Raw genomic sequence first — 24,822 nt, forward strand, 5'->3', positions numbered from 1 at the left:
TGGGGCAAAACAATCCTCGGAATTCAGGTCCGCTGCTGCCGTCGAGTGCCTCGGTCAGTACACGGGGCATGGCCTTTTCCCACGATGGCTCGGCCGGCGCCTCGACAGGTGTTCCCGGGTCTAGCCGGAACCGGCCCGCTCATGCGGTAAGCAGCGCACCCTACCAGGTGCCCTCCCTGTCCTCTCGGTCGGGGGCAGCGTCCGAAGGCCAGCCGCCAAAACGGCGAGGCGCCACGGATAATCAGATCACCGCGCACCTGCACAACGACGACGGGTTGAGAACTCACAAGGACGTCGCCAGCGCCCTGCACGCCGCCGGATTGGGGGCAGGTAGCGCGCGCATCGCGGCCCAGCTGCAGGCCGCCGGGTCGGCACGGCGTCTGCGAAGCGCCACGGATGAGCAGATCACCGCGCACCTGCACAACACCGACGGGGCGTTGAGAACTCGCAGCGGCGTCGCCAGCGCCCTGCACGCCGCCGGATTGGGGGCAGATAATAGGCGTATCGCGGCGGCGCTGCGGGCCGCCGGGGCGGCACGGCTCCGGTCCAGCGCCACGGATGCTCAGATCAACGCGCACCTGCACAACGACGACGGGGCGTTGAGAGGTCGTGACCAAGTCGCCAGCGCCCTGCGCGCCGCCGGACTGGGGGCAAGTAGGGCGCGCATCGATGCCCTGCTGCAGGCCGCGCGTGGACCACAATAGTCTGGATGGCCCGCTGACGTGAGGGGCACTGTCCTAACCGCTCGACGCCACTCCATAGCCCGTTCCAGCCGGTCCGCTGGCTTCAAACCCCGCCTTTGAAAAACCTGTTCACGGCCAACGGCGGCTGGCCAGGGTTGCTGGAGGGCAGCGGTCTACGCCATCGAAGTGGAATCGGTGAGCAAAATGCTGGCCAGCGGCACCTCGATCCTGGGCGTGAAGCACTGCACCTGCGGCGATGGGCACTGCCCGCACGTCAAATACCGGTGCAACACCTGCCACTGCCGAGCCTGTCCGTCGTGCGGATCGAGTAGGAGGCGGATTTACATCCGCCGTCCTCTCACACCACCGTACATACGGTTCCGTATACGGCGGTTCCTGCCTACTGACAAACAACGTCAGCGAGTTTGGTTCCGTTGATGTGTCGCCTGCGGTATCTAAGCGCCCAGACCGGCCCTCGGAGCTTCCGGCTCCTACCTCCTGATGGTCTCGCCCCCCGCTACGCGGAGTTTCTGCTTTACGATCCAACAGAGATCACACCCGACTATCCACTCATGGCAGGTTCAGCCCTTCATCGCTCCGGTTTCGAGCGTCTACTACGACCTCTGCTGACTTCTGTCGCCCATCCCGCCATCTCGCGACGCCGGTAGCACATGGCAGGCTAAACAGATCTCCCAGGGTAATTCGCGCGACCTTCCTGCTTATGCCTGTCGGATCTACGTCACAGCGTTCCGTGCAAGTATTGGGCTTTGGCAATTTTGGCTACCTTACCCCGCTGCACCGCCTAATCCGCTTCCTGTTCGTCAGGCCAGCATTTTGCCTCGGGCTTCCTTCAGATTCGCAGTCGCCCGCGACACCCTTGCCTCCGGCTAACACTTCCCCTTGCCGGGTGTGTAGAGGACTTTCACCTCCAAGTCACCAGCGTGGCCACCACAGCCAAACTGGTTGCGCTTGCGCGCAACGCGCCATGCCTGGCGCACCAAAAAAGCCACCGATCAGTGGATCGCCGTCCAACACAACCGCTTGCCCGACTGCGCCTGGTACCACCTGGTGTTTACGCTGCCCGACACGCTGTGGCCGCTGTTCTTTCACAACCGTGCTCTGCTCGATGCGCTGTGCCGCCTGGCGGCGGACAACCTGTTGTATGCCGCCAGGCGGCGAGGTTTGCGCATCGGGCTGTTTGGCGCGCTCCACACCTACGGCCGACGGCTTAACTGGCACCCTCACGTGCACCTCTCGGCGACTGCTGGTGGCCTGGATGGGCAGGGCGTCTGGAAAAACCTGTCATTTCACGAAAAGGCGATGCGCCAGCGTTGGATGTGGAATGTGCGCAATTATCTTTTGGGGCAGTGGGGTCAGATCACGCTACCACCAGAGCTGGCCCACATCACCTGCGAAAGCGACTGGCGCCGCCTGGTGCTCACCGCGGGTGGCCAGCACTGGCACATCTACCGGTCGAAGAAGACGGAAAACGGGCGAAAGACCGTGAATTACCTGGGCCGTTACCTGAAGAAGCCTCCGATCTCGGGCAGTCGCCTAGCGCATTACACATCGGGCGCGACGCTGAGCTTCACCTACCTGGATCACCGCACGCAGACCTATCAGCAGGAGTCGCTGAGCCAGGCCGACATGCTGCGCCGGGTGCAGCACATCCCGGAAAAGCATTTCCGGATGATCCGCTATTTCGGCTTTCTGGCCAACCGGGTGTGTGGGAAATACCTGCCGCAGGTATACGAAGCCCTGAAGATGGCAAAGCCGGGGCCGACGCCAAAGCTGTATTTCGCACAGATGGCGAAAGCGTTTTTAAATGTCGATCCGTTCAGCTGCGTGCTGTGCGGCGCGCGGATGGTGTACACGGCGGCGATCAGTGGGCTGACAGTGAAGGGGCTGGTTACCCATGCCCACGCGATCGCGCGGATGAGGTATGTGCGGGCTTGATGCGGGAGAGGTGCGTCCGAAATCTGGAAAAGGTAGAGAAAAGTCGCTTTCGGCCCCTTTTTCGACGCGGGCGATGGGTGAAAAACATTTTTCCCTGACATCGACGCCACGTTGGAAAAGTCTCGATGATGCCTTTTCAGCTCATGACCCTGGTTAGGAATTATTGAATTTCCTATACATCGAGAAACGCACTCATGTTAAATATTCCTTCTTTCAGCCGGTACATCGGACTACAAAGCTCACCACCCGAGGACTCCGGCACTCTACACCCTCCGTCGATTGTCCCGCCCTGGAACCCAACTCGCCCCCCAGACCATTCAAACATCCCTGCCCTATGCCTATGCCTATGCCTATGCCTATGCCCGTAGGATTCGGTCTAACGATCTTACGCAGAAGCTGCCTGCTACTTATCCCATAAGGAGAAAAAAGTGCGCCCCCTTTCCCCACATTCTGCATACCTCGCCGCGTACCTGGCAGAAGAAAATACGACCGATATTTCGCAACGCACCACGATCATCAACGACCTCCGCACTCCTGGGGGCCAGAGAAAGTTAGAAGCCGAGTATCCGCAATCGGATTTTAAACGAAGCGGTGGGCCAAAAGCCCGCAGCGTACACCGACAGGACGTGAAACGGCACGTGGATCAGTACCAGGCAAGCCGAAACCTTGCTTCCGGGTCCTCGATGCAGTCAGCCCCCCCGCCCACCGAGTGGGAAGCACCGCGCAGGTCGGTTTCACCTGACTCAAGAACCTATCTGAGTAAAGTGTCGCTAGAGGCGTTCCGTCGCGACAACACACCGAAAATGCTGAATGATTTGAATTCGATGCGGGCTCAGCGCGGACTCCACAATGATTATACGCTCGATGACTTAAAACCCGTCATAGCAGGCAGATTGAGTAATGAGAAGGATGCGTATGAAGCAGCGCAACGGCTTCGTGCTTTGGATCAGGGAGAGAGTCGGTCGGGCTTCTCGGGGCCAGCCCTGCCATCGGGCAGCACGACCACGAGCAAGCTAGTAAGGCCGGCAACCGACAATCAGCCAAGAGGATTACCCCATCTGGCCCTGGCACCGGATCGCCGACAGGTAAACGCGCAAGCTGGATCCTCAGACTTGCGGCGCGGGCCTGAGGCGAGCCCCCCATCACCGGTGAATGAATCACTGCCCACATCCGACGCTGGCCACTATCCGGCAGCATTCAATCCTTCGCCAGGATTCGGCCATCCAGCTTTTATCAGGTCAAACGCACCGCAAAGCGTGCGGAGTCAGGAAAAGGTGCCGGACCCGGATTACCCGCAGGATCCGACGAAGATGATTACCAAAAGCACGCGGTATCACCGGACAATGGTGCCGGACCCGCTGGATCCGACGAAGATGATGACCAAAGGCGCGCTGAATACGCGTAAAACCCGAGCCCGAGTGGCCCTAAAGGCTGCAGCTGAAACAGAAAATTCGTAACGGTGGTTTCGGGGTTGGTTCCGGGGCACTGTTGCAAATAGGATCCTGAGCTGTGGTTTGCTCTTCAAATAGGGCTCAGAGGCCGAAAACCCTATTAACCAGGCGCACTTCGCCTGAGGGTGCCCGTAATACCAGGATTCTGCCTGACCTTTGCGAAGGGCTCGCAGGGTCTCTATCCCTTTTATCGTTGCATACGCCGTTTTACGGGATTTGAACCCCAGCATTGGAATGGATTGATTATGCGCTTTAGTTTTCCATGATCGCACTCAATAGCGTTGTTCAGGTACTTCACCTGTCGCTGCTCCACGTCCGGAGGGCATTTGCCTTCCTGCTTTAGCAATACCTGCGGATTCCACGCCATCCGGCCACTCATTCCACTATCATCCGGCCACCTGTTCCACGCTTATCCGGCCGGGCAGTCGGAGCGTAGCGACGCAGGTTTGCATTGTTAGTCTGAAGTACCCGCTGTCGTCAATTTCGTCGAGCGCCTGCGCATCGATTCGCCCTTCAGTTCGACGCGGTAAGCGTTGTGCACCAACCGGTCAAGGATTGCGTCAGCCAAGGTCGGATCGCCGATCAGCTCGTGCCACTTGTCCACCGGCATCTGGCTGGTCACCAGCGTTGAGCGGTGACCGTAACGGTCGTCGAGCAGTTCCAGCATGTCGCGCCGTTGCGCGGCGGTAAACGGAGCCAGACCCCAGTTGTCCAGTAATGTTGAGCTCAACATTACTGGATTTATGTTGCGCACCCCGTTATGTGGAGTTGAGCCGCAAAAATGGCGCGCTGCGCCGACTCCAACCGCCCGAACTCCACATAACCACTCACAGCCGTTTCAACCAATCGACCACATCGACCGCAGCCGGCGACAGGTGCCCGGCACGTGGCGACGCCAACACTTCGGGGAACACCTGGGCAAGCGCTTGGCGTTTGATGTCCAAATCCACCCGGGCATAGACCATGGTCGTGTTCAGCGTCGCATGGCCCAGCCACTGGCTAATTGTGGCGAAGTCAACGCCAGCCTTGAGCAAATGAACCGCTGTGGCGTGTCGAAGCGAATGCGGATGAAGTCGCTTCTCTCGCATGGTGTTGGCCGCCGGTGTACCCGCTGCCACATATTTCTTGAGCAGGTAGCGAACACCGAACCGCGTAAGCTTGGCACCGTGGCGGTTGGTGAACAGAAACGCCTCCGGCGCTATGGTCTGTGCCGACTGCTGAGCCAGTTCCCGCAGCAGCGCCGCAGTATGCGGCCAGATGGGGCATAAACGAATCTTCCCGCCCTTGCCACGCAGACGTACTTGGTGCGGCGGCTCGGTTCTCACGTCGCGTACCTGCAGATCGAGTACCTCCTGCACGCGAGCACCGGTATTGAACATCAGCGCAAACAACGCATAGTCGCGCCGCCACGAGTCGGTAGTGCGATCAATGCTCTTGAGCATCGCGTCGACTTCGTCAGGCTCGAAATACGCCATTGGTACACTGCGGGCGCCGCGCTTGAACGGCAGCCCAAGCACCCGCTACAACTCGGCTAGATGCTCCGGGTGTTCGCTGGCCAGGAATCGGGCAAAAGTGTGGATAGCCGCTAGCCGTGCATTGCGCGTCGCGACACCATTGTGACGCTCCTGTTCCAGATGCGTCAGGAATTGGCTGACCTGCTCTGCCGTAAAATCGTCGAGTTCCAAATCCTCGACGCCCCGTTTGCTGCGAGCTGAGGCAAATCGCAAGAACAGCACGACGGCATCGCGATAACTGCGAATCGTGTGCAGGCTCATGCCACGGAGCTCGGGCAGATATTCCCGGAAGAAGTGCGTGATGCAATTGCCAAGCGAGTTGGGTCGAGCGGGTTTCATGGCGCACCTCCAGCAATCAAATGGCCAAAGTGGGCCTGGAAGCGATCACTGGCCGCTGCCGCAATATCCGGCATCCAACGCAGGTAATAAGCGGTAGAGACGATCGACACGTGCCCCATATACAACGCTAGTTTCGGCAAGTTGGATTGCACATCGGCGCCTTGCCGATACCAACGCAGCAGTGCCTGGACGGCAAAGCTATGCCGAAAGTAATGAATCCGCGGCCGTCGGCCATCGCTACTGTGAACATCCGCAGCTTGGAATAGCGTTTTTATGCCACCGCTTATTCCTGTCCCCGTATAGCCGCGCAAGCCTCTAGCGCAGTTGCACAGCAAGGGAGAATTCGGTGTGATGCTGAAGGGCGGCGCCCGCCGCTGCTTGAGATAGACGCGCAGCTCACGATGGGCGTCCTGCGATAGTGGAACGAATCGGGATTTGTGGAACTTCGATTCGCGGATATGCAATACGCCTTGCGCCGAATCGGCATCGGCCAGGGTCAGCCGTAGCAGTTCGCCGCGACATAGTCCTGCGGTATAGAGGAGCACGACGGCCAGCCGCAGGACCGCTGGCCGCAGAGGCGAGGTGGGCACCGGACCCAATTGCTCGGCAGCCGCGAGCATACTCGCGACCTCGCTCGAACCGAAGATGACGGGGGTGACAGCGGGACAGGGTCGCGGAAAGTGGTTGGGGTCGGGCACAAAGCACTGCGGTTCGGTGCGCTGTTGATACAGACAAAAGTTGCGCACGATGCGCTGCCGTTTGCGTCGCACCGTGGCGTTAAGCCCGGCGAGCGTGTTGCACCACCCAAGGAAGCGATCGTAGTCCAGATCCGTACATGTCGCCGCCACCAGGAACTGGCGGACCGATGTGAGGACACGCTCTTCATTTCCATAAGCTCGACCAAGCGATCGCCGAAGTTGCAGATAGCGCGCAATGGTCAAGTCGAGTGCGGTCTCAGTGGAGAACATGGTGGTCCCCCTTCTGCGCAGCATGCCGGCATGGAAGGGGTAGTGCCACGTTACGTATCGGACGTTGATCACTGGGGAGAGCGAGCGGTGGCGGGAAAAGACTTCGTTGCAGCTCGGAATCGGTCAGAGCAGAGGGCCAAATCAGCCCGCTGGCAGCAAAGCGATTGAGGTAATCCCCGACGCTGGCTCGCCCAACTTGCAAGCTGGCAGCAACCTGGCGGGCAGATAGGCCGACCTCAAATTTGAGACGTAGTACTTCTCGAATCTTACGCATGGCGGCGGAAAAATCTGAGTGCAACACCTGACCTTTCCGGTACGGTGCAGCCCCTATGTCTTATTCCGAACTCAGCGTTGAAGAGCGCGCCACCATTCAAATCGGTCATGCCCAAGGCTTCAGCCTGCGTAGGATTGCCTGCTTGATCACCCGATCCCCTTCGACCATCAGCCGGGAGCTGCGCCGCAATCGAGATGCCTGCGGCGGCTACTCGGCCCGTGTGGCCCAGCAGCAGATGCAGGCCCGCCGCCAGGTTTGTCGACCAATGCGAAAGCTGTTGCCGGGTAGCGAGCGCTTCAAGTTGGTGGCTCATATGCTGCGTGAGCGTTTGTCTCCCGAGCAGATTGCCGGCAAGCTGCGCAGCATGAACATTCCCAGCCTCAGAGATGCCTACGTCTGTCGCGAGACGATCTATAACGATCTATGCCTTGCCGGTCGGCGAGCTGCGTAAGGAGCTGATCATCTGTCTGCGCCAAAGCAAGACAACACAGGCCGCGCTCTGGTGGCGTGGATCGGCGCGGCCAGATTCCCGAGATGGTCAGCATCCATGTGCGTCCGCCGGAGATTGAAGACCGTCTGATGCCGGGCATTGGACGGCGACCTGATCAAGGGTAAGGCCAACGCCTCGTCCGTAGGCACGTTGGTGGAGCGCACCAGTGGCTACCTGATGCTGGTGAAGATGAATGATGCGACGGCAACCTCGGCGATGGAGGGCTTCAGTGCAGCGCTCAATGGCATGCCGCTGGCAATGCGCAAGAGCATGACCTACGACCAGGGCCGGGAGATGGCGCGACACGCCGAGATCACCCAGGCATCGCGTATTACTTCTGCGACCCGCACAGCTGCAGCGCTGCGGGCAGTAACGAAAACATCAATGGCCGATCCGCCAGTACCTGCCCAAGGGCACGGACTTGTGCGGACACAGCCAGGAAGAACTGGATGCCATTGCCTGCTGCAACGTGATATGCGCCCGTAAACACGCTTCGATTTCAATGTCCGATCGAAATGATGAGTGAGGTGATGCAAAAGGCCATGGCTATGCGGCACGATGCGCCCACTTCAATCCAATAACCGTGTTGCACTCAACTCCTGCAACCGCCAGTGGCGCGTAACGCTCGATCAGCTCGTACTGCGCGTCACGCGCCGACTTCTTGTAGAGGTTGTAGCCACTGGCTGTCATAGGACGGGTCCTGCGGTCTGTTGCACGAGGCGCTCGACGAAAAACTCCAGATGCCCACGCGGATTGGTAGGCAACGGCCAGGTGTCGACCTTCTGCGCAATCGCCTTGAACGCCAGGGCGCATTTGGACCGCGGGAAGGCTTCGTAGACTGCACGCTGCTTCTGCACAGCCTTGCGCACGCTTTCGTCGTAAGGCACGGCGCCAACGTATTGCAGGGCGACGTCGAGGAAGCGGTCGGTGACCTTGGTCAACTTGGCGAACAGGTTGCGACCTTCCTGAGGGCTCTGGGCCATGTTGGCCAGGACGCGGAAGCGGTTCATGCCGTAATCGCGGTTCAGCAGTTTGATCAGTGCGTAGGCATCGGTTATCGAGGTCGGCTCGTCGCAAACCACCAGCAAGACTTCTTGCGCGGCGCGGACAAAACTGACTACCGAGTCACCAATACCCGCAGCGGTGTCGATCACCAGGACGTCGAGGTTGTCGCCGATATCGCTGAAAGCCTGGATCAGGCCGGCGTGCTGGGCCGGGCTCAGATGAACCATGCTTTGTGTGCCGGACGCGGCCGGGACGATGCGGATGCCACCGGGGCCTTGCAACAGAACGTCGCGCAGCTCACAGCGGCCTTCGATCACGTCGGCCAGGGTACGTTTGGGTGTCAGCCCCAACAGAACGTCGACGTTCGCCAGCCCCAGATCAGCGTCCAGCAGCATGACGCGCCGGCCGAGCTCAGCTAGAGCCAGGGACAAGTTCACTGACACGTTAGTCTTCCCGACGCCACCTTTGCCGCCGGTCACCGCGATCACCTGTACGGGATGCATGCTGCCCATGTTATTTCTTTACCTTGTCTTGCATAGACGGAGGCCACATTACGGGCTGCGCGTTCATCATTTGAACAATGCATGGCAGACCATCGATGTAGGTACAAAAACTGTTCATTAGTACCTCAGCCAACCTGGTTGTTGGGACTGTGGTAAATATCAGCGAACATGTCAGCCATGGCTTCTTCGCTGGGACTTCAGAAGTGCCTTATGTGTTGGCAAAAACAGGTCTGGTCGGCAAATTGGCAGAACCTCCGAGCGTATCGTGTCCGGAGGATAATTCTGCGTGTCCTGCCTTACTTCCATCGAGCCAGAAAAATAGATCTATCTCTCTCATGCGGTGTGCGATGTATCAGTTTTGGAACTTCGTCTTCGCAGATTCCTTTGCCGGCAAAGAAGTGGAAGAGATCTCGCTTGGCTTCCTTGGTACTTCTTTCAATGGCATCGGCATCCAGTGGGATCATTTCCCCAAAAGTCCCAGTTCGCGCTCGACTCAAGTGACCGAGCAGTCCTTCCTGGCGAACATGCCAGACGAGCAGCGGGGGCGACCCTCAGAATCACAACAGCGAGGATGCTCCCCCTAAGCCGCCCCATTCTGGCTAGGCTGATCCATCACCTCGCGGCCTGTCGCCGACTGGCCGCCGGTTGAACAGATGGTTCACCCGCCGTGCCACGCTGTCGGCGCCCGAAGTGGCACCGTCGCCGACGCGATGGGAGAGCTGACCCAGTCCTTTGGGCACGCTTTCATGGATGAACTCGACTGCCTTTTCGGTGAAGGGCGAGGTCATGACGTCCGCAGTCGCCCAGGCGCTGAAAACGGCAGCTGACGCCACGGTGTTCACCGCGTGGTCAGCCGCTGCCACAACTGCCGGGGGCAGGCCTTGGAGAGTGGCCGCGTTGCGGGTCATTTCGCGCAGGACGCTGGTGGCGGCAAAACCGCCGCCCAAGGCGCCAACGTTCTTGACCATGCTGCTGGCTTGAACGCTCGTGCCCAAGGCATTCAGGGTATCGGTCAAACAACTCAACGCCATGCGCCCCATAACTTTACTGCCATTGGTAATCGGCCCCCGGATCAAGTCCGTGGTCGATAGCGCCTTGTACTGATCTTCCCAGTCAATACGCCCCAGGAGAAAAGCGGGGCCGGCACGGTAATCACGTCGTTCATTCTGATGCAATTTAGTGGCAAATCCGGCATTGGCGATCAAGCCTCCAATGGCCGTGACCCCGGTGTCCCAGCGACGGGCACTTTCGGCTCCTTGGGTAGCAGTGACCGATGCGGCAACGACCATCCGCAGGACGTTACGCACGGTGTAGGTCTGAGACGCCACCGAGGCCTCAAGGCTCTTTCTGCCGAGACTGGCCTGGTTGCGTGCCAAGGCCTCGGCCATGATCGGCTCCAGCTTGTCTGCGGGCGCTCGCATCCATAACGAGTCGCGGGTCGCACGATTCATGATGCTCGTCCCGACCGTGTCCATGGCGCCTGAGACCAGGCCACTAATCACACCCTTCAATGCCGGCGATGCCCCTGGAGGAAATAATGAGCTTTCTAAGTCGGTCAACACCGACGCACCCGCGAAAGGCGTTGCTCGAATGAAACCGATTGCCGCCTGGGCCACTTGATCAAGCCCATATGCTTTCTGCATGTTCGCTTCGAACATCTCGGGTGTATGGCCCATCGCCAAGATTTTTTCGGCACGGTCCGTGACGATCTGCCTGATCACATCAAGGTTTTCAGGTGTCACATGTACGTTAAAGAATTGCCCGATGCTCTCCTTGAAAGCCTCCAGTTTTTGCGCAGAGAGCTCTGTGGGGTCGTGAGCGACTCGCACGTTACTCAGTTCCGCGATAGCAGAAGTTGGATTGAACTGCAACTGCGGTGGGAGTGCGCTAACACGGGTAAACATACGTATTCACCTTATATAACGAATCCTGAAAGGGATGCAGACGAGTAGAGCGCCTGGCGTTGAGACCCGCCTGACCATCCACCGTTGGTGTGTGTCCTGCTTTAACGAAGGCTCAAATACGATTTAGGGCCGAGCGCCGCTACTCAACGGCAACCGAAGCGCCCACATCCCGCATGGGCGTCCTGACTGACCATGGCCAGCCCCGAAGTCCCGAAGTCCCGAAAATCATGGCCAAGCTGAACACACAGAGTTTGATGAATTTCATTGCCCCGACTCCCCGAAGATGCGTAATGAACCGTGCGGAATGCTCGTCACTACTACTGAGTGTTAAACGGCTCTCAGCGGTTCCCATCAGCAGCTGATTTTAAATTGGGTGCTGAGGATGGCGATCTCGTGGGTCAGCTGTTCGATGATGGTTTGATCGCGGTGGATCACCAAGACCTACCTGGCTATGTCAGACCATCCCTTGGGGTACAGCATTGCGTTGGCGATATGGAACGCTTCGCCCGCTTTTGCCACCTAGTCTGAATGCGACAAGCTTTTTGCGCGCAGAGGCCCGGCTGCGGCGAGCACATTGCTTAAGGTGGCCTGCCGAGGGTGTAATTAGTTTTGTGTAAACGGTCATTTGGCAGGAGACTGCCTACCCCAAGGAATTCCAATGACCGAGCCAAAACCCAAGCGCGCCAAACGAGTCAAACCTGGTCCTGAACTGGTTAAACTGGCCGACAGTCTGCTGGCCAATTACAAAAAGCCCGAAGATCTCATCGGCGATAATGGCCTGCTCAAACAGCTCACCAAGATGCTGGTCGAGCGGGCCCTTGAAACCGAGATGACCGAACACCTGGGGCACGGCAAAAGTGCAGCGATCACCAACACCGCCGCCAATGCGCGCAACGGTCACAGCGGCAAAACCCTGAAGGGTGACTTCGGCGAGCTGCCGCTCGAGATCCCGCGCGACCGGCAGGCGACCTTCGAACCACAACTGGTCGCCAAGCATCAAACCCGCTGGACCGGCTTCGACGACAAGGTCATTTCCCTCTACTCCCGGGGCTTGAGTGTCAGAGAAATTCAGGCGCACCTGCAGGAAATGTACGGCACCGAGGTCTCTCCCAGCCTGATCTCGGCCATTACCGACGCGGTGAGTGATGAGGTCAAGCTCTGGCAAGCCAGACCGCTGGACGCGCGGTACCCGATCCTCTACCTGGACTGCATTCACGTTAAAGTGCGGGACGCCGGCGCCGTGCGCAACAAAGCGGTTTATCTGGTGATCGGCGTCAACATGGCCGGCCATAAAGAAGTTCTGGGCCTATGGATCGCTCAAACCGAAGGGGCCAAATTCTGGCTGCAAGTGGTGACCGAACTCAAGAATCGGGGCGTGCAGGACATCTTCATCGCCTGCGTGGACGGCCTCAAAGGCTTCCCTGAGGCGATTGAAACGGTTTACCCGAAAGCCGTCGTTCAACTGTGCATCGTGCACATGGTGCGCAACAGCTTGAACTTCGTGTCGTGGAAAAAGCAGCGGGAAGTGGCGTCTGATCTCAAGCTGATTTACACCTCGGTCACCGCCGAATTGGCCGAGCAACGGCTCTGCGAATTTGAAGCCAAGTGGGACGCCGAGTACCAGTCGATCAGCCTGTCGTGGCGTCGAAACTGGGCTCGATTCATCCCGTTTTTTGATTATCCGGCCGAGATCCGCAAGGTGATTTACACCACCAACGCCATCGAATCGATCAACATGAGCCTGCGCAAAGTGATCAAAATCCGTGCGTCATTTCCCACTGACGAGGCGGTGATGAAGCTGTTTTACCTGGCGCTGAACAACATCAGCAAGAAGTGGACGATGCCGATCCGGGACTGGAAAGCGGCGTTGAATCGCTTCAGTATCCAGTTCGAAGATCGGCTGCTGTCGGTTTAACAGAAATCCCGTTTACACAAAATCTGGGACACCCTCATCTGTTGAAGGACGACACCGGACCACCAATAGCCTGATATGAGAACTTGATCTGCAACCTGTTCTGATCGCCGTTCTGTGTGATATCAAGAATCTTGGCGGTCCCGCCCGCCAATTTAAGGATTGCTTCCTGAGCAGTCATGGATTCACCTGTAACCATACCCCCCAGAAGGCCATTGAGACCACCATCGGGAACCCGGCACCGTATCTCCCCGCCAATGGTACGAAATCGTCCAGGACATACCTTAAGATCACTTCCTGCCTCATGATTCCACTGATCCCATCGGAGGTTCAGTGTCTTGACCGACAGGACATCCTGCTCGACCAGCTGCGACGAGGACGATCCATCCTCTGCTGACGCAGTCCCAACAATGCTAGCCAATGAAACCGCCAACAAAACAACTGCAACGCGGACAAAATTATCAATCAGCACTATCTATCGCTCCCACCAACTGCACAGGGCTGCCAAGTTTCCCTTGCCTGTAAATGAACTCCTTCTCAAAATGAATTGCGGCCGAACGACTCTCGAACGGGCCATGCGATTCTTTGTCGATCTGGACGTTCCATTGGCAGCGCCAGCGCCTGGTCCACGCCGCGGCTTTTGACTCATCATTAACCAGTGCGCGGAGCACCAGGAAGCAACCGCGCTGAAAACGGCCCGTGGGGAGGATGCGTGAGACACGCTTTTTGTCGAAGCCCGTTACGGTAAGCCCTGCAAAGCTGACCTCATCGGCAAAGCCGGTAACGGTTCCATTGCGTATGACAATTCGTCTTTTATGAGACATAAGCGCTCTTCTCTGCTCTGTTACTCGTCGGTGACATCATCCAAAAACAGACGTCTACCAACTGAAGGTCTCACCGCTCCTTCAATTATTGGATCTCTTATGACGCGCCCTGGTAAAACAACCTCGGCTGGTTTGATGGGCGCTACATCCGTAACAACGACAGAGCGTCGAGCGGCCTCAGCTTCCAAGGTCGGGCTTAAACTTGAACTCTCGAACGATCCGATCGAGCCGAACAGCCCTAACGCAAGGGCAAGGAACAGAAAAGCGCTCCAGCCCGTTGCAATCCAACCAATGAGCACCACTACAGCAGCGATGAGAAAGATTTGTTTTGCGCTGTTCATCCAAAAACTCCATTGCCCTACCAGCCATGAATCCGATTACATCACCCCATAATTCCAGACCTACCCTGCGAGCCAGCCACACGTCGACGCACTAGCTCGGTTTGCATACGGTCTGGGGCTTGTCGAGCGATTAGCTGGAGACGTAATCTGCCTGATCACTTTCACTCTGAAAGTCGTTTTCCGGTTTCTTTTCGACCTCCTGCAACTCGAGGCCTTCGGGGCGCAGACGCTGCTCCAGCGTTTCGCAGGTCTTGCCGTGGCCCCCCCTGGAAGTCGCCATTGATACGGCCGCCCTTGATCGTGATAACGACTTTCTTCACCACACCACCTCCTCAGCAACAACCTCGAGCGTGCCATCGGCCTGAGTCATCACCGTCACGTTATAGTTTTCAGCTTTGAGTTGTTTCTCGTAGTGGTACGCCAGATAGCGGTAAGCGTCTGCCCAAGTCACCTTGCGTGACCCAGAACCCGCTGAGTCGGCAACCAGAAGTCGAAGGTCAGTCAGCGCTGTGACATACGCAACATATCTTGTTGCCGTCGGGGTCTCTGATGTAAGCACCGTAATAATCCGGAGAGTACTGAGGACGCAGCCCTGGTGCGCCTTCGTCTGATGCCCCGTTAGCCATAGCGATCGCGTAAAAGTCATCAACCTGCGCCCGCGTTTGGGCTTCGAACGCAACCATCGACCCGTTACCTGGTGTCGCGCGTTCGCCATTTAGAGGGCTATAGATGCAGAACGCCGTACCTGAGTCAGTCGTGCTTTGGGTGAATAGAACGCGTTCAGGATTGTGCTTGAGGGCAAGCAACGTGATGCCTAGCGGTGTAAGTAGCCGCCCATAGAAGTTTGTGGCGCTGGCGAGGTCGTTGGTGCCGATTGTGACATGGCTGAACATGAGGCGCTCCGATGGGATTAGGGTATGCATCCACCCAACTTACCTTGTGTAAGTTAGGTCGGCACCCATTGATGCGGCAAAAGGTTACCGATTTCACTCGCCCGCTGCGTTGGCAGGCGCGTGAGGACGTCCTTCAAATAAGCATACGGATCATGCCCGTTGAGCCGCGCCGACTGGATCAAACTCATGACCGCCGCCGCGCGTTTACCGCTGCGCAGTGATCCGGCAAACAACCAGTTTGAGCGTCCAAGTGCCCGCGGCCGGATCTGGTTCTCGACCTGGTTGTTGTCAATGGGCACAGCCCCGTCGTCCAGGTAGCGCGTCAGCGCTACCCAGCGTTTAAGGCTGTAATCCAGGGCTTTGGCTGTTGCCGATCCGTTGGGCACCAGATCACGCTGGGCCAACATCCAGTCATGCAGCGTTTTGATTATCGGGGCTGCCTTTTCCTGGCGTATTCGCCAACGATCCTCATTGCTCATGTCTCGTGCCAAGCGTTCAACTTCGTACAAGCCGCCAATCGAGTGCAGCGCCTGTTCGGCCAACTGGCTTTTGTTCGCCACGTGCAGATCGAAAAACTTCCGGCGTGCGTGGGCGATGAACACGTTACGCATTTGGCTGTGAGACAACCCCATCGCGTGGTTCGCGATAATCACGCGTTCGGATTCACTGAAGATTGTTGGCGTCATGTCTGCCCGACCGGCCAAACTTTCGCTTGCAAACTGAACATCGCGCTCAGCACTTAGCAGTACGTCAATCACCTCCTGCTGATCCATCGGAGGGAGGTCGATGTGATAGACAAACTCCTCGGACAGCGCATCTCGGCCGGCGATGACGTACGTCACACCGAGCTCCTCAATTGTCGCTAGGGACGCCTTCAAACTTGGGAGGTTTTCAGGATTGGCCTTACTGCGATCAAAAAAGTACTGGTCAAAAATCACCGTACCTCGACCATTTTTATCAGCCTTGCCAGCCAAGTTCTTAATGAAATCGGGCGAAGGAACTTGCTTGAAAGGCATGCTTTCAAACGTCTTTTTCCGTTCCTTCGCTGCCGAACCGACGACTTGAATAGCCCGGCTCATCTCAAACGTGTTGATGGCCTCCGAAACGTAACCCTCAGGGAAAGACTAGCCCTCGCAGGGTGTGGGGGTGACCATCTCATTAGGCTACCGCGCTCTTGATGTCGGAAGATCACGAGCGTTCGCGCTGATTGACCAGTTGAGCGCCCATGAGCCAGTTGATTGGCTGTGCAAGGTGTTTGAAGTGACTCGTTCGTGCTACTACGCCCAGCGTCTTAGGCGCCTCACGCCCGATGTTGAACGGCTTAGGTTGCGCAGCCGGGTGAGCGAGTTGTTCACGCAAAGTCGCAGTGCGGCGGGCAGCCGCAGCATCCTGTCGCTGATGCGTGAAGACGGTGAGCAGCTCGGTCGATTCAAAGTACGCAGCTTGATGCGCGAGCTTGATTTAGTCAGTAAACAACCCGGATCACATGCCTACAAACGAGCGACCGAAGAGCGACTCGATATCCCGAACATCTTGAATCGGGAGTTCGATGTTCCGGCACCCAACAAGGTGTGGTGCGGTGACATCACCTACATTTGGGCCCAGGGGAAATGGCATTACCTGGCTGTCGTGCTGGATCTTTGCACGCGTCGGGTGGTGGGCTGGGCGTTGTCGGAAAAGCCGGACGCCGATCTGGTTATCAAGGCGCTCGATAAGGCTTACGAGCAACGAGGAAGACCTCAGGGCCTACTGTTTCACTCAGATCAAGGGTCGCAGGGCGGATTCAACCGGTCGTCGCAACACTGGATTGTTGAATTGATTTTAGATACTTGTTTAGTGCTTCGGCAGGTGTTTTCCAGCCGAGTGTTTTTCGAGGCCTGGTGTTCAACGCATGGGCTACGGCTTGGATCTCATGGGCGCTCCAGCGAGACAGATCGGTACCTTTCGGGAAGTATTGGCGCAGAAGACCGTTCGTATTCTCGTTCGTGCCGCGCTGCCATGGACTATGAGGGTCAGCAAAGAAGACCTTCACTCCGGATTCGATGGTAAATCGAGCGTGATCCGATAGTTCCTTTCCACGATCCCAAGTCAAAGATCGCCACAATTCGATGGGTAAATCAGTCACCGTCTTCTTCAGTGCGTTAGCCATAGTGACAGCCCCGTAGCCGGCCAGCGCCGGGCCGTTCTTCGTTCGAGGAGTTAGCCCATAACCTTCCTCGCGAGGCAGGTGGACGAGCATGGTGAATCGAGTTGAGCGCTCGACCAGCGTTCCAATCGCGGATCGGTTCAGACCGATGATCAGGTCTCCCTCCCAATGCCCTGGTACAGCCCGGTCTTCCACCTCAGCAGGGCGACTGGAGATCATGGCATCCTCGCTGACGTGCGCCCACGTTTTGGCCTGCGCCCTAGCTCTCGGCACACGTAATGCTCGCCCTGTGCGCAGGCAGCTCACTAGCTCGCGCTTAAGAGCTCCTCGCCCCTGAATATAGAGGGCCTGATATATGGCTTCGTGAGAGATGCGCATGGATTCATCGTCCGGAAAATCGATCTTTAGCCGGTTGGTAATCTGTTCGGGCGACCAGCTATTGACCCATTTACGGTCACTGCGATGTGGTTTATTTCTGCCTTTGAAGGGAGCTTGTCGAGGCCCAACAATCTCGCGACCATTAGTGCCGTGAACTTTACCCTCCAGACGGTCTTGCACGTAGTGACACAGCCGCGGATTAGTCAACAGTTTCGCTGGCTTCGGTCTTTTGGCAATCAGTTCTGCCTTCCATTGTGCAACTGAAGCTCGATACTCAAGCCGACCGCAACGAGTTGCAGCATTACGTGTCAGTTCCCGTGAAACTGTCGATGGGCTTCGTCCAAGGAGACGCGCAATCTCACGTACGCCAACACCTTTCGCCCGAAGCAGCCCAATCTCTTCTCGCTCTGCGAACGTTAAGTACCTTCCGGATATTTGGTTAGACATGAACAATGGCATCCCGCCCCGATGACGGAACCAGCGTGTGCCTACCGCTGATGATACGCCAGTAGTCTCTGCTGCCTTTTCGCTTGTGATCCCGGTTGCGATTTGTTTCCAGAACAGCCGCTCGATTTCATTACGAAGTGACGGCGCACCTGGCGAACGCATCGCTCCACGCCCCGTCAACTTTTGCATCCAGCCTGCAGGCCGCCCCATAAACACCTCGATCAAAGGTGTTGCGACGACCGGTTGAATCCGCCCAGTATGCGAGTCGTTCATTTCGTCAGCGATTGTGGCGTTATCGCATGCGCCAGAGCATGAGTCGCCGGGGGAATTGCTGGGACACGCGCCAATGGAACGCGTGTTCCGCAGCTTGAAAACGGAATGGATACCGACCACGGGCTACAGAACGGCTCAAGAAGCCCAGCGCGATATCAGCCACTTCTTGATGCATCGGTACAACTGGGTTCGCCCCCATCAATTCAATGGCGGGCTGGCGCCAGCTCGCGCCGAAGAAAAACTTAACGTCGTGTCCGGGATTAGTTGACCACTACACTTTTCGTGCCTGAAAAGGAACTCGAAGCGCCGCAAGACCACCCATGCAATAACCAAAGGCCACAATAATGCCATGCCGGTGTCCCGCCTTATTCCTGAGCGGGACACTACGCAACGGCAAATAACACATCCTTGGTGGGAGAAAATGACATGTCGATTGCAGCTAATTGCACTTTGATAGACGCTTTTTGCACGTTGAACCTAATTGGTACTTCGCCCGATCTTCAACCGGACACCTACTTCTCGGTCTCTGCCAGGAAAAGTCGATGAGCATTCGACAGTTAGAGGCAAATTCGGCCGCCTCGAAAATTTGCAACATCGCCGACAACGCCACCGAACCAACCCAATTGGATGGCGCTCGCCCTTCTCTAAATGCAGTTGCCCCAACCAGTTTTCTACCCCCCGGAACATCAGACACCCCCTCCTCTCTTCCTTACTCGCAACGTTTTCTAAGTCTACTTTCCGGCCTTTGCGAACCGATGCCCTCGTTCGAAAAACTTGAGCATACATTCAACACCGCGTCCGCCAATGGAGATGCGCAAGGGGCCGATCGACAACAGGCGTTTACGGAGCACGCACATCAGTTGAGCCGACACCTGGCAATGCTTCACTTGTCTGGCAAAGATCAACCAGCGATCAGAGGTGAAGTAGCGGAGTATTCCAAACAAGCCAGCCAGAGCATTTATCGCTCACTGGTAGATGCGATCGATACGCTAAAAAAAAGAGCCGCCACGCTCGGGCCATCAGAAGTAGATACGGTTCAGAAGGCGATCACTACCCTCCAGGAGTCGTTAAAGCAGCTGGACACAGTGCTCAGGCATGCGCAACTTGACGCCTACATTGACGAGCTAAATAACGCTCATCAGTCGCTCGGTATCAAAGGGTGGGCAGGGCCGATACTCGCTGCCAGCATTCCTCAGTTCGTATCTTCCTTGACGCATTTGGGTTACGTGCGTTCTGCGACTGGAGAGGCGACCAGTAAGCTTTTTTCTGGCGTGCGCTGGAGGGAGTTAGTGGGCGGTTCGACATTGACCGGCGCCACCGCAGGCATCGCCCACGAGGGAGTCAACAGCGTGGTCAAACCTGTCTTTCAGGCGATTTTTCACGCAACCACGCTAGCACAAAAAGCCGACATGGTGAGCCTTAAGCCTGTGCCAGGAGAGCGCGTCATTCCTGATCCACTGCCATTCAAGAACTCCGATGGCGCGCTGAAAAACAAGCCACCAAAGGAACTCGCACTAGAGCTGGATCTAATCAAGGCACAACGCGTACGACTTAGCCATAAACGAGCTCTGGGTACTACAACGCATATCGCGGGGGAGGCGGTTCCTTACGCGATGTTTGGTGGAGCCCATGCAATACGCCAAATCCTTAATGACCTGACGAGCATAAATGGCACCACAATAGATGCCAAAGCACTAGCTTCCGGTGCCGCTGGTGCGGTGACTGCTGGAGCACATACAGCCATTCAGCTGGGCACGACCTTCACTGACACACAGGGGCGGTCTTTTCCGGTCTACCAATTGGACCGCACCCCGAAATCCTTGCGTGCCGAGTTGGCGAAAGGCTTGGACTTACGTAAAACCACAGTGCGCTCTGCGTTTACCAGCAAGCTATTTTCCGGCATACAGAGCGCGACCCTAAGTGCCATTTTACCACCCGCATCCGTGGCAAAACGCCCATCAATCGCAAATGTCGGACCGTCCCCGCTGACCACTTTGCAGATCGTCGGCAATGCTCTTCTCGCCGCCGCCGGCTCGGTCTGTTATCTGTCGACACTTTATTCCAGCCAGGCCATTGCAGGAGAAAATGCGGCACGTAGGAATGTTTCAGATGTCTCGCCTGTCATGTTCGATAGAACGCAGACGGCCATTCAAAACATCCTGCGTCCTGGTCGTACAGATCTACCGCATTTGACCTCCCGCACCACGTTACGCGGTATCCCACACCAGCTTGAAAATGTGACCCACGTCGCTCGAGGCGCGCTACAAGTTGTGCCCCAGACCATGACAGACTTAACCAATGCGGCCACTGCACTAATGATCAATTGCGCCTACTCCTTAGGTGAAACGGTCAACTCGCGCTTGGGAAACTCTAGCACTTTATCTTCTGAGCCCGGCAGCCCCGGCGCCTCGACTATTGCAGAAGAAACAAGACGCATGAGTGATATGGAGACAGGCCTGTCTCGCTCACCCAACTCCTGCAACGCCCTCGATTGAGCATCGTTGCCCTTAAGCTGACAGCGCGATTCGACAATAAGGACCATCTGGTTTAAACGAAAGGTCCCAGTTGATTTTTTAGCTGCTGTCGAGCCCGAGAGAGCCTAGAGCGCACGGTGCCTATAGGTATCCCCAACGACAAAGCCGTTTCTTGATAATTACCCCCTGTGTCCAGGGCCACTTCGATCACTTTCTGCATATTCTGGGGGAGGCCTCGAATGGCCGTCATCGTTCGCAGCAGTTCTCGATGATCGTTGACCTGGTGGCTGAGGTCCGTCTGGATGTCCAGATCGGAGTGCAGGGAATCGTCCCAACTTTCTTGACCCGGTTCTCGGTACACGCGCCTGAAGTGACTGCGGATGAGGTTTAAGGCAATTCCGCACAGCCACGTCTGTGGCTGACTGGCGTTGCGAAACTTGTGTTCGGAACGCAGCGCTTCAAGGAAGGTACCTTGAAGGATGTCATCCACGTCATCCGTGTTCATGACACGTTTGTGAATGAATGCTCGCAAAATTTTCACTTGAACGTGGGTGAGTTGACGAATTCCGGAGGACACTGAGGTGGTGAAGGACTCTGGGTTACTTGGGCACATGTCATTGACCTGGGTAGGGAATCTCCAAGTCCTGTTCCAATATGCATGCCAGATTTTCAGATCATCTATCCGTCTGATTTATAAGTCTTATTTCACCGGCGATTTGCTGTTTTGTGCAACATTCGGCACTAGACCGATTTGTGCCAGACAGTATTTGGCGCAGCTATAAAACCTACTCCGCGTGGGAACCGGAACTCACCTGCAACCACTCAAATGCCATGACCACGCCCGGAAGCGCTTTATGAGAATCGTCGCTCCACTTTCAACTGGGTCCCCGCAACCGCCCTTGATCAGGCCTCCCAAGGGCGCAGTGCCTGCAGTGCCCACGCATGCCACTGTTCCCGCTAACAGTGAGCAACCGGTACAAGTTGCCCCCGCCCATAATCAAGCCCAGGTCGGACCTTACCTGGCGCCTGCCAGCGATCAATCGCACGGCAAAAATCCGTTCCAATCCCAGTTATCGAGGGATAGGGCTGTTCACCAAAAGTTAAAGGGCTCTTATGCGAAGCGACTGGACAAATCGGCGAGGATGCTGCGTAACAACCTGCTGGGCAAACAGCCAAGCCTTGAAGATTTGCTGGCTTTGGTGGATGGAGAACCCGCCATGGCGATGGCGGCGTTGCAGACCGCTGCCCAACAGGCGAACGCTGAAGGCCACCCCGCCGAGCATGCTGCCCTTTCTGTCTGGGCCAGAGAGCTGGGCATCAAACATGGCGGCACCCGGCGAAGCGATATCAGTGCGCTCAGACCGTCCACGAACTCTGGCGCTAACAGGCGACGTCGCATAGACACACGTCACCTGTATGGCGACGCCACTGTCATGGACAGCGTGAAAGGACTCATCGAATTACTGATGGGTGGCCAGGAAAAATCCGAGCATTTCCAGCTGAAGCTGCAACAAATGCAAAGCACGATCAAATACGATCTCGCTGCAATGGCGCCGACAGCGTCTCAGAAGCAGATACGCCCCATAGTGCATGCATGCAACGTTGTACGACACGTAGCGGTGCTTCTGGATGGATGCAAAAAAATTCTCAAGCGCATGAGCGGTAAGAACCCCTTGGGGATTACGGAACCAGTGAACTTTCTCCAGTCGCTGCTGCGCCTGTCAGCAGACGGTTTGCAAATAAAGGAGACCCAAAGCTTGGCTCGAGTTATCGGAGGCGAACACCTCAAGCATCAGCTGGCATTTCTCAATGCCCTTCGCCCCATGGTGCAAGAATTACCCCTGGTTCTGTGGCGGGACCTGGACAAGCGACGCCTGGCGCTGAACAATCTTCGCGCGCTAATGACCCAACTGACTGAGCAGGAACAAATTCAGAACCTGGGCAGGATTGCCCCGTGAACTACATTATCAGCCTGTTGAACAAGCTGGCGTTGGCCGCGATGCATCGCTCGGAAGTCGTGGGCGCTTTCGTGGTCATTGCGATCATGTTCATGATGATCACGCCGCTGCCCACTGGTTTAGTCGACGTTCTGATCGCTATCAATATCTGCATCTCCTGCCTGCTCATCATGTTGGCCATGCATTTGCCTCGGGCGCTGGCGTTTTCGACTTTCCCTGCCGTGCTGCTATTGACCACAATGTTTCGCCTGGCGCTGTCCATCTCGACCACACGTCTGATCTTGCTCGATCAGGATGCCGGGCACATTGTCGCGGCATTTGGTGAATTTGTGGTCGGTGGCAACCTGGCCGTAGGTCTGGTGATTTTCCTGATCCTCACCGTGGTGAATTTCATCGTCATTACCAACGGCTCGGAGCGCGTTGCCGAAGTCGGCGCGCGCTTTACTCTGGACGCCATGCCCGGCAAGCAAATGTCCATCGATAGCGATCTACGCGCCAACCTGATTTCGGTCGATGAAGCACGCACTCGACGATCCGAATTGGGGAAGGAAAGCCAGTTGTTTGGCGCCATGGACGGCGCCATGAAATTCGTCAAGGGCGACGCGATCGCAAGCCTGATCATCGTCGCTATCAACCTGATCGGCGGTATCGCCATTGGAGTTTTACAGCATGACATGACCGGCGGCGACGCCTTGCAGCTGTACGCGGTATTGACTATCGGAGACGGGCTGATCGCACAAATTCCCGCACTGCTGATTTCTGTCACCTGCGGCATGATCATTACGCGCGTACCCAGCGACAACGCCGTACCTAGCAACATCGGCAGGGAAATCGCCGAACAAATTACCAGTCAGCCCAAGGCGTGGATCATGGCCGCTATGGCCATGCTCGGTTTTGCCGCTTTGCCGGGTATGCCAACAGCAGTATTCCTTGTCATCGCATTCATCTGCGGCGCTGGAGGATTGTTACAGATCAGTCGGGCCAAACCGACTTCCACAGCTCCGATCATCGCGATATCACCCGAGATGAACGGCACTGAAGACTTGCGCAGCTTTACCTCCAGCCGTCAGTTCGTGATGCAATTTCATTCCGATCAAGACACTGGTGCGGTGGATCGACTGGTGGTGGAGATTCGCCAGCGACGCAATCGCCTCGTCGTGCAGTTTGGCCTGACGTTGCCCTCTTTCATCATCGAACGAGTCACTAATCTTGAACCTGACGAGTTTCGCTTTCTGATCTACGACGTGCCGATGCTCAGGGCGACATTTACCCAGACTCACGTCGCAATCGGTACTCAAGACCTACCCGACTCAAGCGAAACCGGCAGCCTGGATCGCGAGGAAGAACGGTGGGTATGGACACCGAAAGAAAGCGCTGCCGCTCAAGACCCGGCCATAGAATCAGTCAGCTCAAGCACGCTGATCGTCGAGCGTATGGAGCGCGCCATGCAGCTCAGCGGCCCGCAATTTATCGGAATGCAGGAAACCAAGGCAATCTTGAGCTTTCTTGAACTGGAGCAACCTGAACTCGCCCAGGAGGTGCAACGACTCTTGCCACTGGCACGCTTCTCGGCGGTGTTACAGCGCCTGGCGGCCGAATGCATCCCTATCCGGGCATTACGTGTAATTGCCGAGACCATGATCGAGCATGGCCCTCACGAGCGTGAAATCACCGTGCTAACCGATTATGTGCGAATAGCCATGAAGACGCAGATCGTTCATCAGTACAGCGGCCCGGAAGGTTTGCTGGTGTGGCTGGTCACGCCGGAGAGCGAAGCTATCCTGCGCGACAGCCTTCGTCAGACGCAGACTGAGACGTTCTTCTCACTGGACAACGACGTGAGTGAAGTGCTCTTGCAACAGATGCAGATGGCGTTCCCCCTTCATGCCTTGGAAACACCCGTCATGTTGGTGGCTCAGGATCTGCGCAGCCCTTTGCGCACACTGTTACAGGAACAATTCCACCACGTGCCGGTGCTGTCCTTTGCTGAAATCAGTTACAGCTCCCAGGTCAAGGTATTGGGCCGGCTCGACTTGGACTTTGACCAAGCCCCTTTCGATGAAGAGTACGCAGCCTGATGCGCCGGAGA

At 56.9% G+C, this 24,822-nt stretch carries 20 protein-coding genes and 10 pseudogenes; 11 read left to right on the top strand and 19 right to left on the bottom strand.

Annotation, left to right across the window (positions count from 1 at the left end; all coding sequences use genetic code 11):
• Positions 1 to 167: 167 nt before the first annotated feature.
• The 4 genes and pseudogenes from PSH65_RS20895 to PSH65_RS20910 all read left to right on the top strand — a co-directional run bounded on the left by PSH65_RS20895 (position 168) and on the right by PSH65_RS20910 (position 4,096).
• Positions 168 to 704, top strand: a complete 537-nt coding sequence (locus PSH65_RS20895; RefSeq protein ID WP_305422155.1) for a hypothetical protein — start codon at positions 168 to 170, stop codon at positions 702 to 704.
• A 174-nt stretch (positions 705 to 878) separates the two neighbouring features.
• A complete protein-coding gene (locus PSH65_RS31910) occupies positions 879 to 1,121 on the top strand; it encodes a transposase zinc-binding domain-containing protein (protein WP_370694659.1) in 243 nt (80 codons plus the stop codon).
• A gap of 561 nt (positions 1,122 to 1,682) precedes the next feature.
• Positions 1,683 to 2,639: pseudogene (locus PSH65_RS20905) on the top strand (IS91 family transposase); the annotation flags it as partial.
• Positions 2,640 to 3,067: 428 nt separating this feature from the next.
• Positions 3,068 to 4,096 carry a hypothetical protein gene (locus PSH65_RS20910; RefSeq protein ID WP_305422156.1) on the top strand — a complete coding sequence of 343 codons (1,029 nt, stop codon included), beginning with the start codon at positions 3,068 to 3,070 and terminating at the stop codon, positions 4,094 to 4,096.
• 75 nt (positions 4,097 to 4,171) lie between these two features.
• Here PSH65_RS20910 and PSH65_RS20915 read toward each other — a convergent pair.
• From PSH65_RS20915 to PSH65_RS20940, 6 genes and pseudogenes are all read right to left on the bottom strand, one after another.
• Positions 4,172 to 4,433, bottom strand: a pseudogene (locus PSH65_RS20915) (DDE-type integrase/transposase/recombinase); the annotation flags it as partial.
• A 111-nt stretch (positions 4,434 to 4,544) separates the two neighbouring features.
• Positions 4,545 to 4,808: pseudogene (locus PSH65_RS20920) on the bottom strand (ATP-binding protein); the annotation flags it as partial.
• Between the two features lie 109 nt (positions 4,809 to 4,917).
• A complete protein-coding gene (locus tag PSH65_RS20925) occupies positions 4,918 to 5,565 on the bottom strand; it encodes a tyrosine-type recombinase/integrase (RefSeq protein ID WP_305422157.1) in 648 nt (215 codons plus the stop codon).
• Between the two features lie 45 nt (positions 5,566 to 5,610).
• Positions 5,611 to 5,943 (bottom strand): site-specific integrase, encoded by a 333-nt coding sequence (locus PSH65_RS20930; RefSeq protein ID WP_305422159.1) that lies wholly within the window; start codon positions 5,941 to 5,943, stop codon positions 5,611 to 5,613.
• Positions 5,940 to 6,911, bottom strand: a complete 972-nt coding sequence (locus PSH65_RS20935) for a tyrosine-type recombinase/integrase (protein ID WP_305427029.1) — start codon at positions 6,909 to 6,911, stop codon at positions 5,940 to 5,942. Before PSH65_RS20935 ends, PSH65_RS20930 begins: the two co-directional genes overlap by 4 nt.
• 55 nt (positions 6,912 to 6,966) lie before the next feature.
• Positions 6,967 to 7,185, bottom strand: a pseudogene (locus PSH65_RS20940) (IS21 family transposase); the annotation flags it as partial.
• A gap of 55 nt (positions 7,186 to 7,240) precedes the next feature.
• Here PSH65_RS20940 and PSH65_RS20945 point away from each other — a divergent pair.
• Positions 7,241 to 8,256: pseudogene (locus tag PSH65_RS20945) on the top strand (IS30 family transposase).
• Between the two features lie 28 nt (positions 8,257 to 8,284).
• On the opposite strand, the pseudogene fliA reads toward PSH65_RS20945, so the two are convergent.
• From fliA to PSH65_RS20965, 4 genes and pseudogenes are all read right to left on the bottom strand, one after another.
• A pseudogene (gene fliA, locus PSH65_RS20950) lies at positions 8,285 to 8,365 on the bottom strand (RNA polymerase sigma factor FliA); the annotation flags it as partial.
• Positions 8,362 to 9,192, bottom strand: coding sequence for a flagellar synthesis regulator FleN (gene fleN / locus PSH65_RS20955; RefSeq protein WP_305422160.1), 831 nt, complete (start codon positions 9,190 to 9,192; stop codon positions 8,362 to 8,364). The pseudogene fliA and the gene fleN, both read right to left, overlap by 4 nt.
• Before the next feature lie 287 nt (positions 9,193 to 9,479).
• A pseudogene (locus tag PSH65_RS20960) lies at positions 9,480 to 9,665 on the bottom strand (type III effector HopAZ1); the annotation flags it as partial.
• A 117-nt stretch (positions 9,666 to 9,782) separates the two neighbouring features.
• Positions 9,783 to 11,087 (bottom strand): hypothetical protein, encoded by a 1,305-nt coding sequence (locus PSH65_RS20965; RefSeq protein ID WP_305422161.1) that lies wholly within the window; start codon positions 11,085 to 11,087, stop codon positions 9,783 to 9,785.
• A gap of 658 nt (positions 11,088 to 11,745) precedes the next feature.
• Between PSH65_RS20965 and PSH65_RS20970 the strand changes: the two genes are divergently transcribed.
• Positions 11,746 to 13,002, top strand: coding sequence for an IS256 family transposase (locus tag PSH65_RS20970; RefSeq protein ID WP_305422162.1), 1,257 nt, complete (start codon positions 11,746 to 11,748; stop codon positions 13,000 to 13,002).
• Between the two features lie 34 nt (positions 13,003 to 13,036).
• Here the strand turns inward: PSH65_RS20970 and PSH65_RS20975 are convergent, their stop codons facing one another.
• The 7 genes and pseudogenes from PSH65_RS20975 to PSH65_RS21005 form a co-directional block, all read right to left on the bottom strand.
• On the bottom strand, positions 13,037 to 13,471 hold the full coding sequence (locus PSH65_RS20975; RefSeq protein WP_305422163.1) for a hypothetical protein: 435 nt from the start codon (positions 13,469 to 13,471) through the stop codon (positions 13,037 to 13,039).
• Positions 13,461 to 13,823, bottom strand: coding sequence for a hypothetical protein (locus PSH65_RS20980; RefSeq protein WP_305422164.1), 363 nt, complete (start codon positions 13,821 to 13,823; stop codon positions 13,461 to 13,463). Before PSH65_RS20980 ends, PSH65_RS20975 begins: the two co-directional genes overlap by 11 nt.
• 20 nt (positions 13,824 to 13,843) lie before the next feature.
• The gene (locus PSH65_RS20985; RefSeq protein ID WP_305422165.1) at positions 13,844 to 14,164 is read right to left on the bottom strand and encodes a hypothetical protein; all 321 of its coding nucleotides are present in this window, start codon (positions 14,162 to 14,164) and stop codon (positions 13,844 to 13,846) included.
• Positions 14,165 to 14,294: 130 nt separating this feature from the next.
• On the bottom strand, positions 14,295 to 14,444 hold the full coding sequence (locus PSH65_RS20990) for a hypothetical protein (protein ID WP_305422166.1): 150 nt from the start codon (positions 14,442 to 14,444) through the stop codon (positions 14,295 to 14,297).
• 36 nt (positions 14,445 to 14,480) lie between these two features.
• Positions 14,481 to 14,615, bottom strand: a complete 135-nt coding sequence (locus PSH65_RS20995) for a hypothetical protein (protein WP_305422167.1) — start codon at positions 14,613 to 14,615, stop codon at positions 14,481 to 14,483.
• Between the two features lie 46 nt (positions 14,616 to 14,661).
• Positions 14,662 to 15,057 carry a VOC family protein gene (locus PSH65_RS21000; protein ID WP_123493939.1) on the bottom strand — a complete coding sequence of 132 codons (396 nt, stop codon included), beginning with the start codon at positions 15,055 to 15,057 and terminating at the stop codon, positions 14,662 to 14,664.
• A 53-nt stretch (positions 15,058 to 15,110) separates the two neighbouring features.
• Positions 15,111 to 15,653: pseudogene (locus PSH65_RS21005) on the bottom strand (IS66 family transposase); the annotation flags it as partial.
• Between the two features lie 565 nt (positions 15,654 to 16,218).
• Here PSH65_RS21005 and PSH65_RS21010 point away from each other — a divergent pair.
• A pseudogene (locus tag PSH65_RS21010) lies at positions 16,219 to 16,839 on the top strand (IS3 family transposase); the annotation flags it as partial.
• 1 nt (position 16,840) lies between these two features.
• Here PSH65_RS21010 and PSH65_RS21015 read toward each other — a convergent pair.
• Positions 16,841 to 18,217, bottom strand: coding sequence for an IS30 family transposase (locus PSH65_RS21015; protein ID WP_305422168.1), 1,377 nt, complete (start codon positions 18,215 to 18,217; stop codon positions 16,841 to 16,843).
• A 56-nt stretch (positions 18,218 to 18,273) separates the two neighbouring features.
• On the opposite strand from PSH65_RS21015, the pseudogene PSH65_RS21020 reads away from it, so the two are divergent.
• A pseudogene (locus PSH65_RS21020) lies at positions 18,274 to 18,569 on the top strand (integrase core domain-containing protein); the annotation flags it as partial.
• A gap of 274 nt (positions 18,570 to 18,843) precedes the next feature.
• Positions 18,844 to 20,796, top strand: a complete 1,953-nt coding sequence (locus PSH65_RS21025) for a hypothetical protein (RefSeq protein WP_305422170.1) — start codon at positions 18,844 to 18,846, stop codon at positions 20,794 to 20,796.
• Positions 20,797 to 20,848: 52 nt separating this feature from the next.
• Here PSH65_RS21025 and PSH65_RS21030 read toward each other — a convergent pair whose 3' ends face one another.
• Positions 20,849 to 21,388, bottom strand: coding sequence for an RNA polymerase sigma factor (locus PSH65_RS21030; protein WP_305422171.1), 540 nt, complete (start codon positions 21,386 to 21,388; stop codon positions 20,849 to 20,851).
• A 529-nt stretch (positions 21,389 to 21,917) separates the two neighbouring features.
• On the opposite strand from PSH65_RS21030, the gene PSH65_RS21035 reads away from it, so the two are divergent.
• Both PSH65_RS21035 and sctV read left to right on the top strand, forming a co-directional pair.
• Positions 21,918 to 22,733, top strand: a complete 816-nt coding sequence (locus PSH65_RS21035) for a TyeA family type III secretion system gatekeeper subunit (protein ID WP_305422172.1) — start codon at positions 21,918 to 21,920, stop codon at positions 22,731 to 22,733.
• A 41-nt stretch (positions 22,734 to 22,774) separates the two neighbouring features.
• Positions 22,775 to 24,811, top strand: a complete 2,037-nt coding sequence (gene sctV, locus PSH65_RS21040; RefSeq protein WP_370694710.1) for a type III secretion system export apparatus subunit SctV — start codon at positions 22,775 to 22,777, stop codon at positions 24,809 to 24,811.
• Positions 24,812 to 24,822: the final 11 nt, after the last annotated feature.

It is taken from the genome of Pseudomonas sp. FP603 (assembly GCF_030687415.1).
Taxonomy (GTDB): Bacteria; Pseudomonadota; Gammaproteobacteria; order Pseudomonadales; family Pseudomonadaceae; genus Aquipseudomonas; species Aquipseudomonas wuhanensis.